Origin of the sequence: Nonlabens sp. SCSIO 43208, assembly GCF_050703575.1 — a bacterium.
Taxonomy (GTDB): domain Bacteria; phylum Bacteroidota; class Bacteroidia; order Flavobacteriales; family Flavobacteriaceae; genus Nonlabens; species Nonlabens tegetincola.
Genome location: NZ_CP065365.1, coordinates 2,014,671 through 2,028,865 on the forward strand (window position 1 = coordinate 2,014,671; position 14,195 = coordinate 2,028,865).

General features: G+C 34.3%; 15 protein-coding genes. 4 read left to right on the plus strand and 11 right to left on the minus strand.

Annotation, left to right across the window (positions count from 1 at the left end):
* Nucleotides 1–11 precede the first annotated feature (11 nt).
* Together I5168_RS09190 and I5168_RS09195 are read right to left on the minus strand one after the other, a co-directional pair.
* Nucleotides 12–422, minus strand: coding sequence for a DUF6146 family protein (locus I5168_RS09190; RefSeq protein ID WP_105019147.1), 411 nt, complete (start codon nt 420–422; stop codon nt 12–14).
* 132 nt (nt 423–554) lie between these two features.
* Nucleotides 555–1,196: a DUF937 domain-containing protein gene (locus I5168_RS09195; RefSeq protein ID WP_167342107.1), complete on the minus strand. Its 642-nt coding sequence runs from the start codon at nt 1,194–1,196 to the stop codon at nt 555–557.
* 251 nt (nt 1,197–1,447) lie between these two features.
* On the opposite strand from I5168_RS09195, the gene murA reads away from it, so the two are divergent.
* Together murA and I5168_RS09205 are read left to right on the plus strand one after the other, a co-directional pair.
* Complete coding sequence (gene murA / locus I5168_RS09200) at nt 1,448–2,767, plus strand: UDP-N-acetylglucosamine 1-carboxyvinyltransferase (protein ID WP_105019145.1); 1,320 nt, start codon at nt 1,448–1,450, stop codon at nt 2,765–2,767.
* Nucleotides 2,768–2,860: 93 nt separating this feature from the next.
* The gene (locus I5168_RS09205; RefSeq protein WP_431471570.1) at nt 2,861–3,475 is read left to right on the plus strand and encodes a hypothetical protein; all 615 of its coding nucleotides are present in this window, start codon (nt 2,861–2,863) and stop codon (nt 3,473–3,475) included.
* On the opposite strand, the gene I5168_RS09210 is transcribed toward I5168_RS09205, so the two are convergent.
* From I5168_RS09210 to I5168_RS09250, 9 genes are all read right to left on the minus strand, one after another.
* Nucleotides 3,444–4,049: a pseudouridine synthase gene (locus I5168_RS09210; protein ID WP_105019144.1), complete on the minus strand. Its 606-nt coding sequence runs from the start codon at nt 4,047–4,049 to the stop codon at nt 3,444–3,446. The two genes, I5168_RS09205 and I5168_RS09210, sit on opposite strands and share 32 nt — an antisense overlap.
* Nucleotides 4,050–4,333: 284 nt before the next feature.
* Nucleotides 4,334–5,617, minus strand: coding sequence for an ammonium transporter (locus tag I5168_RS09215; protein WP_431471571.1), 1,284 nt, complete (start codon nt 5,615–5,617; stop codon nt 4,334–4,336).
* A gap of 327 nt (nt 5,618–5,944) precedes the next feature.
* Complete coding sequence (gene sucC / locus I5168_RS09220; protein ID WP_060522378.1) at nt 5,945–7,138, minus strand: ADP-forming succinate--CoA ligase subunit beta; 1,194 nt, start codon at nt 7,136–7,138, stop codon at nt 5,945–5,947.
* A 171-nt stretch (nt 7,139–7,309) separates the two neighbouring features.
* Nucleotides 7,310–7,687 (minus strand): hypothetical protein, encoded by a 378-nt coding sequence (locus I5168_RS09225; RefSeq protein WP_105019142.1) that lies wholly within the window; start codon nt 7,685–7,687, stop codon nt 7,310–7,312.
* A 7-nt stretch (nt 7,688–7,694) separates the two neighbouring features.
* Nucleotides 7,695–8,894 (minus strand): alanine dehydrogenase, encoded by a 1,200-nt coding sequence (locus I5168_RS09230; protein ID WP_105019141.1) that lies wholly within the window; start codon nt 8,892–8,894, stop codon nt 7,695–7,697.
* A 13-nt stretch (nt 8,895–8,907) separates the two neighbouring features.
* Nucleotides 8,908–9,390 carry a hypothetical protein gene (locus I5168_RS09235; protein WP_042279246.1) on the minus strand — a complete coding sequence of 161 codons (483 nt, stop codon included), beginning with the start codon at nt 9,388–9,390 and terminating at the stop codon, nt 8,908–8,910.
* Between the two features lie 107 nt (nt 9,391–9,497).
* The gene (locus tag I5168_RS09240; RefSeq protein WP_042279245.1) at nt 9,498–9,677 is read right to left on the minus strand and encodes a hypothetical protein; all 180 of its coding nucleotides are present in this window, start codon (nt 9,675–9,677) and stop codon (nt 9,498–9,500) included.
* A gap of 177 nt (nt 9,678–9,854) precedes the next feature.
* Nucleotides 9,855–10,280, minus strand: a complete 426-nt coding sequence (tsaE, locus tag I5168_RS09245; protein WP_060522380.1) for a tRNA (adenosine(37)-N6)-threonylcarbamoyltransferase complex ATPase subunit type 1 TsaE — start codon at nt 10,278–10,280, stop codon at nt 9,855–9,857.
* Nucleotides 10,280–11,830, minus strand: a complete 1,551-nt coding sequence (locus I5168_RS09250; protein ID WP_105019139.1) for a response regulator — start codon at nt 11,828–11,830, stop codon at nt 10,280–10,282. The genes tsaE and I5168_RS09250 overlap by 1 nt, the downstream gene beginning before the upstream one ends.
* A 31-nt stretch (nt 11,831–11,861) precedes the next feature.
* Here I5168_RS09250 and I5168_RS09255 point away from each other — a divergent pair, with 31 nt between their 5' ends.
* Both I5168_RS09255 and lpxD read left to right on the plus strand, forming a co-directional pair.
* Nucleotides 11,862–13,091 (plus strand): HD domain-containing protein, encoded by a 1,230-nt coding sequence (locus I5168_RS09255; protein WP_431471572.1) that lies wholly within the window; start codon nt 11,862–11,864, stop codon nt 13,089–13,091.
* Between the two features lie 86 nt (nt 13,092–13,177).
* The gene (gene lpxD / locus I5168_RS09260; RefSeq protein WP_167342100.1) at nt 13,178–14,191 is read left to right on the plus strand and encodes a UDP-3-O-(3-hydroxymyristoyl)glucosamine N-acyltransferase; all 1,014 of its coding nucleotides are present in this window, start codon (nt 13,178–13,180) and stop codon (nt 14,189–14,191) included.
* Nucleotides 14,192–14,195: the final 4 nt, after the last annotated feature.

Genomic DNA, 14,195 nt, shown 5'->3' on the forward strand with positions numbered 1-14,195 from the left:
AAAGTTAAGGCTTACATCAATTTTTGATTATACTTTTTTTCAAAGAATAGGAAGTAGTTATATAGCAACCAATTTACTTCATACCCATAATCAATTTTACTTTCATAGTCGATTCTCCATACGTACAGGTTAGGATCAAATCTTGTCGGATTAAGAACTCTTAAATTATATTCCCTTACTTTAAATTGATTAGTAATTTCCATTGAGGATTGGGTGTAATATCCTCTTTGTGGTTGTGTACCCAGCCATCCATAAAATCCTGGTTCAATAATTATTATTTCATAGTCCAGGCTATCATTGGCAATACGTATAGTATCGTTAGTAATTACATTTTTATTATTCTTTACGTGATTTGATTCTTTTAAAGCACTACAAGATATAAGAATTGCTATTAGCCCTAGTGTTGTAATAATATTTTTCATGGTAATAATTTTAAACAAAAATGATAGAAACTATATAGCTATTAAAGTACCATTTAGTAAAGACTGCATTTTATTGAGTAAAAAAGCCCTACTTATAAAAGTAGGGCTTAATTATGAGAAATAGTTAGGGATTTATTTTCCAAATAGTCCACCTAGAAGTCCACCTAGACCACCTTTTTTCTTATTGCCACCTAGCACCATTCCGGCCACATCGTCAACAATGCTTCCATCGCCATCACTGTCTAATAAAGTTTCAATAAATGATTGATCATGTGATCCAGATTGTCCCAAAACAGATCCCAGTAAATCACCTATACCATTCGATTGCGTTTGAGAAGTCTGTTTTTGCTTACCTAGCATACCCATTAAAATAGGAGCTGCAATTTTTATAATTTTACTTACCGACTGCATGTCCATCCCACTAGATTGTGATAATGCAGATTCAATTCTAGGTTGTTTAGCACCTAGAACATGTCCCAATATTCCAGCACCGTCATTCTCTAACTCGTCTGGAGAACCTGGACCATCACCAAAAATTCCTCCTAGCATATCGAGAACACCGCCAGAGCTATGTTTAGGATTTTCTAGCGCATTATTTAAAGCAGCTGCCCCTTCAGGAGTACTTGCATTACGTTGCATCGCGCCCAGTATTAAAGGCATAGCCTGTGAAAGTACATTGGCAGTTTTATCTGCTGGTTGTCCTGTTTTTTGAGATGCGCCTTGTATCAAAGTCTGACCTAGGTCAGATTGTAAAAGATCTAAAATTGAAGCCATTGTTTATTAATTTGATTTATTTTTAAAATTATGATTTATGGTGATAGGAATTCAAAAATATTAATTGTTAAATAAATTAGTAGATTAAAGGTGTAAAAATACGATTAAAAGACTGTTTTTATTGATTCGCTTTCGCGAAAGCGTAAAAATGATTCACCTTTTACTGTTAACTAAAAGTGTAAACTTGATTAAAAATAGATTAGTTATGTAATTCTATCGACTTATTTTTACTGAAATAGAAGAATTAAAATATGGGAACATTTATAATAGAAGGAGGACACCAATTAAAAGGAGACATACAACCGCAAGGAGCCAAAAATGAAGCACTTCAAATTTTATGTGCTGTATTGCTTACTGATGAACCTGTACGTATTGATAATGTTCCTGATATTATTGATGTAAATAAATTAATAGCTCTATTAAATAATCTAGGTGTAAAAGTCACAAAAAACAGTTCAGACTCCTATACCTTTCAAGCCGATGAAATCAATTTAGATTTTCTTCAATCTGAAGATTATAAAATTCAAGGAAGAGGATTAAGAGGTTCCATTATGCTAGTAGGTCCATTGCTGGCTAGATTTGGTAAAGGATACATTCCTAGACCAGGTGGTGATAAGATAGGTAGACGTAGATTAGATACTCATTTTGAGGGTTTTATAAAACTGGGAGCTACTTTTAGATACAATAAAGAAGAATACTTTTATGGGGTTGAGGCCGAAGAGTTGCATGGGACGTATATGTTATTAGATGAGGCATCGGTGACTGGAACTGCAAACATTGTCATGGCAGCCGTACTAGCTAAAGGTGTCACAACTATTTACAACGCGGCTTGCGAGCCTTACTTACAGCAATTATGTAACATGCTTGTGCGCATGGGCGCCAAAATAGATGGGATAGGATCCAATCTATTAAAAATTACGGGAGTTGAAAAATTAGGAGGAACTAAACATCGAATCCTACCTGATATGATAGAAATTGGCAGTTGGATAGGTCTTGCTGCCATGACAAAAAGTGAAATTACTATCAAAAATGTAGCTTATGATGAGCTGGGAATAATTCCAGATACTTTTAGAAAATTAGGTATAACGATAAATAGAGTAGGAGATGATATTCATATTCCTGCTCATGAAAATGGTTATGAAATTCAAAACTATATAGATGGTAGTATCTTAACTATTTCTGATGCTCCATGGCCAGGTTTTACCCCAGATTTATTGAGTATTGTTCTTGTAGTAGCCACGCAAGCTCGCGGTAGTGTTCTTATTCATCAAAAAATGTTTGAAAGTAGACTTTTCTTTACAGACAAATTAATCGACATGGGAGCAAAAATAATTCTTTGCGATCCTCATAGAGCGAGTGTGATAGGTCATGATTTTAAGTCATCTTTAAAAGCGACAACAATGACAAGTCCAGATATTAGGGCTGGGATATCTTTATTAATCGCCGCACTAAGTGCCAAAGGAACTAGTACTATCCATAACATTGAACAGATTGATCGTGGATATCAAAATATTGACTCTAGACTTAAAGCTATTGGAGCTAAAATTGAACGCGTTGGTTCTCAATTTTAAAACTAATTAACTTTATTAACGTAAAGTGTTGGTGATTAAAAGACTAAAAACCTTACCTTTAAAAAAAGGCAAGGTTTTTGGTATTTAATTGTTATGAGAAGATTCCTATTTTTATTGTTATTAGTCACGGTTCCTTATGTTCTAAATGCACAGGAATTACCGGAGTCGACTAATAAAAAAATTAAACCTGTTCCAGAAACGGAATCAGGAGGAAGTTTGTTATTTCCAGAAAATGAGGAGTCTACTGTATTGAAAAGACCTAAAAAGGAACCCAAAATTAATCTGAGACAGGAAACAGACCTTACTAATCCAGGTATTAAATTTAAAGAGAAGACAAAGCTTAAACAGGATGCACCCATGGGACCTGGTTTTGTAAGTGATACCTTTCTAGGGGAAATAAGAACTGGGGAAACCATTATAAAATTGATGTGTAGAGATCATGGTTATCAAGATGGCGATCTAGTACGTATATGGGTAGATGATAAGGTGGTAATTGAGAAGATTTATTTAAAATATGCTTACCAAGGTGTACGAATTCCGCTTAAGCAAGGATTTAATAAAATAGAGATAGAAGCTCTTAATCAAGGTGAGTCAGGTCCTAATACGGCAGAGTTTGTAGTGATGAACGATAAAGGTGAGGTTATTCAAAAAAATGAATGGAATCTTGCTTCTGGTGTTAAAGCTTTGCTTGTTGTTCTAAAAGAATAGTTTCCAGACGATCAGTTACATCAATTACCTTTTGATTTTTAACATCATTTAATTGAAATGGGCCTATTTGTGTGCGTACAAGTCTTAAAACAGGAAAACCTACCTTGCTACACATTTTTCTTACCTGTCTAAACTTTCCTTCGTTTAATGTGATAGAAATCCAACTTGTAGGACCGTGTTTTTCGTCTCTAATATAGGTATGAGTTAAATTGTAATCTGGTTCTTGGCTTAAAGCAGCTTCACATGGATTTGTGGTATAAGGTTTACCGTTTACGGTAATAACTACGCCATGTTTTAATTGTTCTATTACGGATTGAGTTATCTTCCCATCTACTTGAGCGTGATAGGTTTTTGACCATAGTTTTGATCTGTTGATAATATCACTTGTTTTGCCACAAGTGGTTAGTAAAAGTAAACCTTCAGTCTTTTCATCTAGTCTACCTATTGCCATTATGTTATTGGGAAACGAGCCCAACTCTTTTAAAAACCTTTTTCTTTTTTGTTTTCCATCATTAGTGAGAAATTGACTCACCATGCGGAACGGTTTATAAACTAAAAAATGTTGAGCATCCATAATAATGTAGATGCACAAAGATATCTGATCTAAGTAAAATTTAGGAATTTGATAGTTTCCTATTTCGAAAAATAGGAAAATAACTTCTAGCTTCTATAGATTTTTTTCTTAGATAGTTTAATTGTCTTGAAAGTCCAAGATTACAAGTATTGTAGCGACTTAATAGTTCTTGTTTTTCCTTTTCCATAACGCAACATTTTACTAGAATAAAAGTAAAATAGTTCTAGCGTAACCCATTAAATTTAATGAGAATAATTAGTTAACTATTTGTAAAATTTACAATTCTAAGAATAGGTTTCACCATGTTGTGAAGCGTCTAGTCCTCTCTTTTCTTGATCTTCTCTCACTCTTAATGGGATTATTTTATTTACTATCCAATATAATATCCAGCTGCCAGCAAACGTAAATATAGAAACGCCTACAAGAGATATCATATGCCATGTAAAAGTAGTTGTCTCTCCATAAATCAGCCCAACTTCTTTGGCAAAAACAGCTGTAAGGATCATTCCTACAACACCACCTACACCGTGAGAAGGAAAAACGTCTAGTGTATCATCAAGATCGGTTTTGTTTTTAAATCTAATAGCCCAATTACTTATTAGTGCTGCGATAAATCCTATAAAAATAGACTGACTAAGTGATACAAATCCAGCTGCTGGAGTTATGGCTACTAATCCTACTATAGCTCCAATACACGCATTTAAAGCACTCATCTTGCGGCCAGAAAATCTGTCATAAAAAACCCAAGTAATCATAGCGGTGGCACTTGCAAGATTTGTATTTGCAAATGATATTACCGTATCCATATTTACACCTAGAGCAGATCCTGCGTTAAAACCAAACCAGCCAAACCATAATAAAGCTGTTCCTAAAATGATGTAAGCCGTGTTAGTAGTCTCGTGTGTAATCTTTTTACGTTTACCTAAGAAAACTGCACCAGCAAGTGCAGCAAATCCAGCGCTCATATGAACGACTGTCCCGCCTGCAAAATCTAGTACACCTAGATTTCTTAACAATCCATCCGGATGCCAAGTCATGTGAGCTAATGGGGTATAGATAAATAAGATGAACAGAACAATATAAAGGATGTAAGATCTAAATCTTATTCTACCAGCAAAACTACCAGTAATAAGAGCAGGAGTGATAATGGCAAATTTTAATTGAAAAAAGGCAAATAACAAAAAGGGAATAGTAGTACCAAAATTTGGATTAGGTGATAGAGTTACATTTTTAAAATTGAAATAAGTCATTGGGTTACCTATTATTCCTCCTATACTATCACCAAAGGCTAGGCTGAATCCAACCATCACCCAAAGAACACCTACAATACCTAAGGCAATAAAACTTTGCAACATCGTGGAAATCACATTTTTCTTGTTAACCATTCCACCGTAGAAAAAAGCTAGTCCAGGGGTCATAAGTAATACAAACGCACTAGCAACTAACATCCATGCAGTATCACCCGTATCAATTTGAGTATTTAATTCTCCTATCTCATAAGGTTCTCCCAAAATAAGTGAGATAATAATAAGTACAAGTAAAACGATAAAGTTCCATTTTTTTCCCATTCTTAAAACGTATTGAATTAAGGTTTTAAAATTAGGAGTACTTCAAATTAGATTAATAGATAATAAAGAAAATTTCAATTCAATTCTATTGGTAAAATTATTAAGTCACTATAAATCAAATACATAATTCAGTGTTGTAGAATTGGATTATAGTAATTAAATAGAAATATCTCAAAAGAAGGAATAAATTATCAAGAATATGATAAAATTAAAACCATCGTTGCTGGAATTGCGTAAAGACTATATCGTTTTCGTTTAATTCTTAAAAAACAGCACATAAAAAAACCGCCTTTAAAAGGCGGTTTTTTTATGTGCATTTATGAAAATTTAAGCTAGTACTTGCTGTACTTTATCTGCAGCTTCTTGGAATTCAACTGCACTCTGTACGTCTAGTCCAGAGTTATCTATCAATTCCTTAGCGATTTCTGCGTTAGTACCTTGCAATCTTACGATGATAGGCACATTGATTTCATCACCCATATTCTTGTAAGCGTCAACAATTCCTTGTGCTACTCTATCACATCTTACAATACCACCAAAGATATTAACTAGGATAGCTTCTACTGCTGGATCTTTAAGAATAATTCTAAAAGCTTCCTCTACACGTTTAGCATCTGCAGTACCACCTACGTCAAGAAAGTTTGCTGGTTCTCCACCAGCCATTTTAATTAAGTCCATGGTAGCCATTGCTAGTCCAGCACCATTTACCATACAACCTACGTTACCATCAAGATCTACATAGTTAAGACCAACTGCTTTAGCTTCTACTTCGGTTGCATTTTCTTCACGAGTGTCTCGCATCTCTGCGATGTCTTTGTGACGATAAAGCGCGTTTTCATCAAGAGAAATTTTACAGTCTACAGCGATTATGCGGTCATCACTTGCTTTTAATACAGGGTTGATTTCAAATAAAGAAGAATCAGAACCTACATAGGCGTTGTAAAGAGCATTTACAAATTTTGTCATTTCTTTGAACGCTTTACCACTTAGACCTAGGTTAAAAGCTATTCTTCTAGCTTGGAAACCTTGTAAACCGTGAGCAGGATCAATAGTTTCAGTAAAAATTAAGTGTGGAGTTTCTTCAGCAACAGTTTCAATGTCCATTCCACCTTCTGTAGAATACATGATCATATTTTTACCAGCTGCACGATCTAATAAAACAGACATGTAAAACTCTTCTGGTTCACTGTCTCCAGGATAGTAAACATCTTCAGCTACAAGGACCTGGTGAACTCTTTTTCCTTCTGGCGGAGTTTGAGGAGTAACTAAGTCCATTCCTATAATTTGACCTGCAATTTCATTAACTTCATCTAAGTTTTTTGCAAGTTTAACTCCACCACCTTTACCGCGACCACCAGCGTGAACTTGTGCTTTAATTACATGCCATCCAGTTCCGGTTTCTTCGGTAAGTGCTTTTGCTGCTTCTACAGCTTCTGCAGCAGTAGTTGCTACTTTACCTCTTTGAACAGTTACACCGTATCCAGCGAGTATTTCTTTTCCTTGATATTCGTGAAGATTCATATATAGAATTTAATGTCAATTAATAATTTGTAGCAAAAATAAGAAATGAGCCTTAGAATTGACAGTATAATTTAGGCCTATTTTATTAAGGTTTTATCAAAGTACTTTGTTATTTGATCTACGCTTTCGCGAAAGCGTAATAAATACATCCCAATTTTAAAAGATAAGTTTCTACTCCGTTGTAGTTATAACTTTTTCTACTCTTGCAAAACGATCACAGTTGCGCACCCAAAGTGCGGTGTTTTTTAAATCTTCTCTACCAGAAATATGATAAAAATTACAAGGAATTGTATCTGTATTTGATTTTGAAAAATCAACATTACCATATTTAAGAATAAGCTGGATACTTAACGTGTCTAATTGTTCACTTTTAAGTAATTCTCTAACTTCTGGGGACAATCTTATAGATTTTTTACCTATATCATTTATCACTCTAGATTCGGGCATCCAAGTGCATTGAGTGCGTTTTCCTGTCCAAAAAAATAACAGAAAGACCATTCCAATTGCAAATCCACTCATGTACAGTCCCCATCGTCTTATTTTTCTCATAACTTATTTAAAAGATGAGCAAATTTACATCGCTATGTGGTAAGTCATACCATTGTCCAACGGATTTATTTGTAAGAATACCGTGGTATAAATAAACGCTACATTTTAAACCTTTATCGGTTCGTAATGTGTGTTCAATACCACCATCACCACCGATATTAAGAAGATAAGGTGTAAAGATATTACTTAGGGAGATCGTTGCTGTACGACTATATCTACTAGGTAAATTAGGTACACAATAATGTGTAATATTAAATTTATCATAGGTAGGCGAGGAGTGAGTTGTTAATTCACTGGTTTCAAAACATCCACCCATATCGATACTTGTATCAATGATTACAGCACCCGATTTCATATTTTCCACCATAGGCTGTGATACTACCACAGGTGTACGATCTTCACCACTTAATGCTCCAATAGCAACGTCACATCGACGCAAGGCTTTGGCTAAATATTTAGGTTGAATAGTGGACGTATAGATATGATTACCTACACGATCCTGAATTCTCCTCAAATTGGTAATGGAATTATCAAAAACCTTTATCGTGGCACCTAGACCTTGAGCTGTTCTTGCGGCAAATTCACCTATTACACCAGCTCCTAGAATTACAACGTCAACAGGAGGAACACCTGTAATATTACCAAATAACTGACCGGTTCTATTTGATCCAGTTGCTAGTAGCTCCGAAGCTATCAATACTGATGCAATTCCTGATATCTCCCTAAGCGCATTTACGGCTGTAAATCTTCCCGATTCATCGGTTATGAATTCGTAAGCAAGAGCTGTGATTTTTTTTGAGGCAAGTTTTTTGAAATATGCTTTACTTCTAGTTTTTAATTGAAGACCAGAAAACAAAGTTGCATTAGGCTTTAATAAGTCTATCTCATCTAAAGATGGTGGAGCAACTTTGAGTACCATGGGACAAGAAAAGACTTTATTTTTGTCTGATGTGATTTCTCCACCAGCATTTATGTAATCTTGATCGGTAAAATTACTTCCTAATCCTGCACCTTTTTCTATAATTATTTTATGTCCGTGTGCTGTAATTGCAGCAACAGCATCGGGAGTGAGACAAATCCTTCTTTCAATTTCTTGATTTTCTTTAGGTATACCAATGATTAAATCTCTACTAGTTCTAGTAATTTCTAATCGCTCCTCTTGAGGTATAAGTTGGTCTTTTGTGAAAGGTGTAGAGATATTAGACATATGATAAAAACTATTAGATCCACTTATCGGATGGCTTGTGCATTTCCTCGTCTAATTTTGAACCTTGTTCATCAAGTCTTGCTCTCACGATGTCTCTTGCTGTATAACTTAAAAAGATGGCACCTATAACTACGGGTACCATAAAATATAAGTCTCTTTGATCTACAAACTCAATAGATGGGTCTAATACAGTATATACTTGTATGGCATACATTCCCATAGGTATTAATATGGCATGATACCACCAATGTTTACAGGTTAAAAACCAAATTAAGGTTATTAAAAAAGGAAATAGTTTTTGAAAAAACACCCAAAGTGCAACATAGAGATCTCCTCCAAATGGTTCAGTAAGAGAGTTTACAAAATCTGAATCAACATAATCTTCTGCATCAACAAATTGATAGAAATGAAAAAGATAAGGTAGACTTGCAAGAAAGACGATAATGATATTACCACCTAATACCTTTCTTTTCTTATTGGTAGAGTTGTTGGACATTTATAGGTTTAATGACTAGTTGCTGCAAATTAGTCAAAAAAAAGTAATTCAAAAAAAAATCGGTTACTTATTCAGTAACCGATTTTTTTATAAAAGAGTAGATAGTACTATAACCATCTTAAGTTTTCTCTGTTTAATACTTCACCTAGACGCTTCTTCTTGATTTCTTTAGAAGTTTTAGAAGTTTCTTCTTTAGCAGTATCTGGAGTGAACTGTACAGCTGCACCAGCTAATGATACTGTGAATAATGCTAAAAATGCGAAGGCTTGAATCTTTCTTGATTTCATAATGTAGGGTTTTAAATAGTTAGGTTTTCAATTAAGATGATTCAAATGTAGAATCACTTTATCGTGTAACCAAACTCCTACATGATAAAAAAGTTTAACTAAAGTAAAAAATCGTTATATAGTTTATGTGTTGCATATCGATAAAGTACAATTTATCTAAAGTTCAATTAAAATTTTTTAATATATGTTAAACGTTCTAGAGTTAAAATCTACAAAATTAATTGTAACTGTTTTAAAATCAGTTAATAAAGGCTTTGCTACCTGTGGCCATTCTATAAAATGAACACCTATTTTGTCGATATAATCTTCCATTCCTAGATCGAGCAACTCTTCTGTTTGGTTAATTCGGTACAGGTCATAATGAAAAATATCGCCGAATGGGCACTTATATTCGTTTACCAGTGAAAATGTCGGTGAAGATATCTCATCTTTCGATTTAAGTACTTTGCACAACTCTTTTATCAAAGTTGTTTTGCCTGAACCCATTTCTGCTTCAAAACAAATTATAATAGAACGATTAAAAACGGATTGTTCTATATTAAGGTCTCTTAATAGTTTTTTGGCAGCCTGGTTAACGGTGTCTAAAGTATATGCGTATTCCATTATCTAGGTTCAAAAGTTGCTACTGGTATTAACATTTCTTCCATAGACACACCACCGTGTTGATATGTATTACGGTAATAACTCACGTAGTGATTGTAATTATTAGGGTAAGCAAAAAATAAATCTCCTTTGGCAAAAATGAAACTACTACTCATGTTGATCTTAGGAAGTTTTATAGTAGCTGGGTCTTGAGCTGCCAGAACATCTTTGTCTTCATATGTTAAACTACGACCTGTTTTGTATCTCAAATTCAAACTCGTATTCTTATCACCAATTACTTTACTAGGTGTTGTTACATTTATCGTACCGTGGTCAGTGGTAAGGATTAGTTTCATACCCAATTGCTGCGCACGTTGTATGATTTCTAGTAAAGGTGAATTTTTGAACCAACTTAAGGTTAAGGAACGGTATGCTTTGTCATTACTAGCTAGTTCTTTTATAACCTCCATTTCAGTTTTAGAATGAGAGAGCATATCGACGAAGTTGTAGACCACAACGGTAAGGTCGTTATCTTTTTGAGATTTAAAATTATCTGCAAGTTTTCTCCCGTTATTTTCGTTGGTGATTTTGTGATATTGCCAACTTACATCTAATCTTAATCTTTTTAACTGAGCTTCTAGAAAGTCTGCCTCGTGCATATTTTTACCGCCTTCATCAGTATCATCTTTCCAATATTCTGGATGACGTTTCTTCATATCTTCAGGCATTAAACCACTAAATATGGCATTTCTAGCGTATTGAGTGGCTGTAGGTAAAATGGAGCAGTATGTTTCTTCTTGTTGTTTTTTATAATGATTGTTAACTAGCCCTTCAAATGCTTTATATTGATCATACCTTAAATTGTCAATAACCACAAATAAAACCTGTTCCTTGTTTTTTAAAGAAGGGACAACCTTTTTCCTAAATAATTGATGACTTAATAAAGGAGCTTCTTCTTCATCTTCAAACCATTCTGGATAATTACGATCGATAAATTTGCAAAACTGATGATTTGCTTCGGTCTTTTGAGCATTTAATATTTCTCTCATACCACTATCCTCAATATCCTCTAATTCTATTTCCCAATAAAGTAGTTTTTGATAAAGCTTTACCCATTCTTCATAGGAATTGATCATGGATAATTCCATTGATATTTTTTGAAACTCTTTTTGGTAATCACTAGTTGTTTTCTCATTAATCAACCTTGAGTGATCCAAATTCTTTTTTACCGACAGTAATATTTGATTAGGGTTCACAGGTTTGATAAGATAGTCAGCAATTTTTGCTCCTATTGCTTCTTCCATGATGTATTCCTCTTCACTTTTAGTGATCATGATGACAGGAAGCTGTGATTGTTTTTCTTTTATCTCTGTAAGAGTTTCTAGCCCTGTAAGTCCAGGCATATTTTCATCAAGAAAAACAATATCATAGTTGTCCTCATCAATAGCTTCAATGGCCTCTGTGCCGCTCACGCGAGTATCAACTTTGTAACCTTTACTTTCTAAAAAGAGTATGTGAGGTTTTAATAAATCTACCTCGTCATCTACCCATAATATTTTGATATTATTCATACTAGTATCTTTGCTTTAAAATGCCTGTCGTTTGAAACAACAAAACAAACTTAAAATATTAAACGATCCTATCTATGGATTTATTTCTATTCCTAGTAGAGAGATCTTTCAGTTAATTGAGCATCCTTACTTTCAAAGGTTGCGTAGAATTACACAAATGGGATTAAGTTATCTGGTTTACCCAGGTGCTCATCACACTCGTTTCCATCATGCCTTGGGATGCATGCATCTCATGCAAAAAGCAGTCCAAGTATTACGATCTAAAGGTGTTGTGATTGATGATAAGGAAGAGGATGCTCTTTATAAAACTATTTTATTACATGATATTGGTCATGGACCATTCTCTCACGCTCTTGAATATAAGATCGTTAAAGGTGTTACTCACGAGCAGCTATCTTTAAATTTTATGCAAGCTCTTAACGAGGAGTTTAACGGTAGTTTAACGCTTGCTATTAAAATTTTTAAAGGAGAGTATCATCGACCGTTTATGTTACAATTAATTTCTAGTCAATTAGATATGGATCGACTGGATTACCTTAAACGAGACAGTTTTTATACAGGAGTTGCAGAAGGAAATATAAACAGTACTAGGCTTATCGCGATGCTTAATGTTGTTAATGATGAGCTTGTAGTAGAAGAAAAGGGTATTTATAGTATAGAGCATTTTTTGACTTCGCGCAGGCTTATGTACTGGCAAGTGTATTTACATAAAACAGGGATCGCTGCCGAGCATTTATTACAATCTTTTTTCAAGCGATTAGTTGAATTGTATGAGTCTAAAATATCCGTTGCATTACCAGACCGTATCGAGTACTTTATTACTAGAGAAAATTTTGATCAGGCTAGTGCTCATGATTTAAAGATGTTTGCAAGGTTAGATGATACTGATGTTTTTACTGCGCTTAAAATGAATGTCGATCATGAAGACTTTGTGCTCAGGGAATTAAGTAATATGCTTCTTAATAGACAATTACTAAAAGTCAAATTTCGAGATGCTCCTGTTTCAGAAAAGAAATTGAATAGTAAAATTATTCAACTGCAAAAGCAATATAAATTGTCTGAGGATCAGGCTAGTTATTTCGTTTTTCAAGGAGTGGTTAAGCATACCGCTTTCGCGAAAGCGAACCCTATTAAAATTCTCACCAAAACAGGAAAGGTTAAGGAATTACTTAAAGTAACTAAAGAAGATAGTTTCAAAGCCCTTACCAAAGTTGCACAAAAACATTACTACTGTCATCCTAAATTAAAGGATAATTCATAGTATTTTTTGTTTATTGTGGATAACACAATATGAGTATGTTGTTGCTACGGGATTAATATTACATTAGTTTACTTATTTTTGCCACAATGAAGTTTACAGTCCAACAAATAGCTGACATTCTAGAAGGAATCGTAGATGGAGATGAACAACTAGAATTAAGTAAATTATCCAAGATAGAGGAAGGAGAAAAAGGAAGCTTGTCCTTTTTATCAAATCCTAAATACACTCCTTATATATATAACACACAAGCCAGTGCTGTTATCGTGAATAAAGACTTCCTGCCAGAACAGCCGGTAGACACCACACTCATTAAGGTTGAAGATAGTTATAAGGCTTTTTCAAAATTGCTTGAATATTACCAAATGGCCAAAATGAGTAAAACAGGTATAGAACAACCTAGTTTTATTCATGAAACGGCACAACTAGGTGATGATGTCTATGTAGGTGCTTTTGCTTACATAGGTGAGAATGTAAAAATAGGTGATGGAGTAAAGATTTTTCCGCAATCACATATAGGTGACAACGTTACAATAGGTGATCATTCTGTAATTTTCTCGTCGGCTCAAGTATTGTCAGATTGTGTAATCGGTAATCGAGTAGTTATCAATTCTGGTTGTGTGATAGGAGCCGATGGTTTTGGTTTTTCACCTAATCCTGATGGTACTTATAGTAAGGTACCACAAACAGGTAATGTAATTATTGAAGATCATGTTGATGTAGGTGCTCTTTCAACTATTGATAGGGCTACTCTAGGTAGTACTATAATAAGGAAAGGAGCCAAGTTGGATAACCAAATTCAAATAGCTCACAATGTAGAGATAGGTGAAAATACGGTTATTGCAGCCCAAACGGGCGTTGCAGGTTCTACCAAGGTAGGTAAAAATTGCAGGATAGGTGGTCAAGTAGGAATTGTAGGGCATATCACAATAGGTGATAATGTCGGTATCCAAGCTCAAAGTGGAGTAGGAAGAAATATAAAATCAAATTCAAATATACAAGGATCGCCAGCCTTTGATTACGGTGATTGGAATCGTTCCTATGTGTATTTCAAAAATTTGCCAAAAATCGAAAAACGCATTACTGACCTAGAAAAACGTTAGTCAT

Bases quoted from the DNA above. Each gene is read 5' to 3' on its own strand.
- I5168_RS09190 (WP_105019147.1), bottom strand. From the start codon at position 422: ATGAAAAATATTATTACAACACTAGGGCTAATAGCAATTCTTATATCT.
- I5168_RS09195 (WP_167342107.1), bottom strand. From the start codon at position 1,196: ATGGCTTCAATTTTAGATCTTTTACAATCTGACCTAGGTCAGACTTTG.
- murA (WP_105019145.1), top strand. From the start codon at position 1,448: ATGGGAACATTTATAATAGAAGGAGGACACCAATTAAAAGGAGACATA.
- I5168_RS09205 (WP_431471570.1), top strand. From the start codon at position 2,861: ATGAGAAGATTCCTATTTTTATTGTTATTAGTCACGGTTCCTTATGTT.
- I5168_RS09210 (WP_105019144.1), bottom strand. From the start codon at position 4,049: ATGGATGCTCAACATTTTTTAGTTTATAAACCGTTCCGCATGGTGAGT.
- I5168_RS09215 (WP_431471571.1), bottom strand. From the start codon at position 5,617: ATGGGAAAAAAATGGAACTTTATCGTTTTACTTGTACTTATTATTATC.
- sucC (WP_060522378.1), bottom strand. From the start codon at position 7,138: ATGAATCTTCACGAATATCAAGGAAAAGAAATACTCGCTGGATACGGT.
- I5168_RS09225 (WP_105019142.1), bottom strand. From the start codon at position 7,687: ATGAGAAAAATAAGACGATGGGGACTGTACATGAGTGGATTTGCAATT.
- I5168_RS09230 (WP_105019141.1), bottom strand. From the start codon at position 8,894: ATGTCTAATATCTCTACACCTTTCACAAAAGACCAACTTATACCTCAA.
- I5168_RS09235 (WP_042279246.1), bottom strand. From the start codon at position 9,390: ATGTCCAACAACTCTACCAATAAGAAAAGAAAGGTATTAGGTGGTAAT.
- I5168_RS09240 (WP_042279245.1), bottom strand. From the start codon at position 9,677: ATGAAATCAAGAAAGATTCAAGCCTTCGCATTTTTAGCATTATTCACA.
- tsaE (WP_060522380.1), bottom strand. From the start codon at position 10,280: ATGGAATACGCATATACTTTAGACACCGTTAACCAGGCTGCCAAAAAA.
- I5168_RS09250 (WP_105019139.1), bottom strand. From the start codon at position 11,830: ATGAATAATATCAAAATATTATGGGTAGATGACGAGGTAGATTTATTA.
- lpxD (WP_167342100.1), top strand. From the start codon at position 13,178: ATGAAGTTTACAGTCCAACAAATAGCTGACATTCTAGAAGGAATCGTA.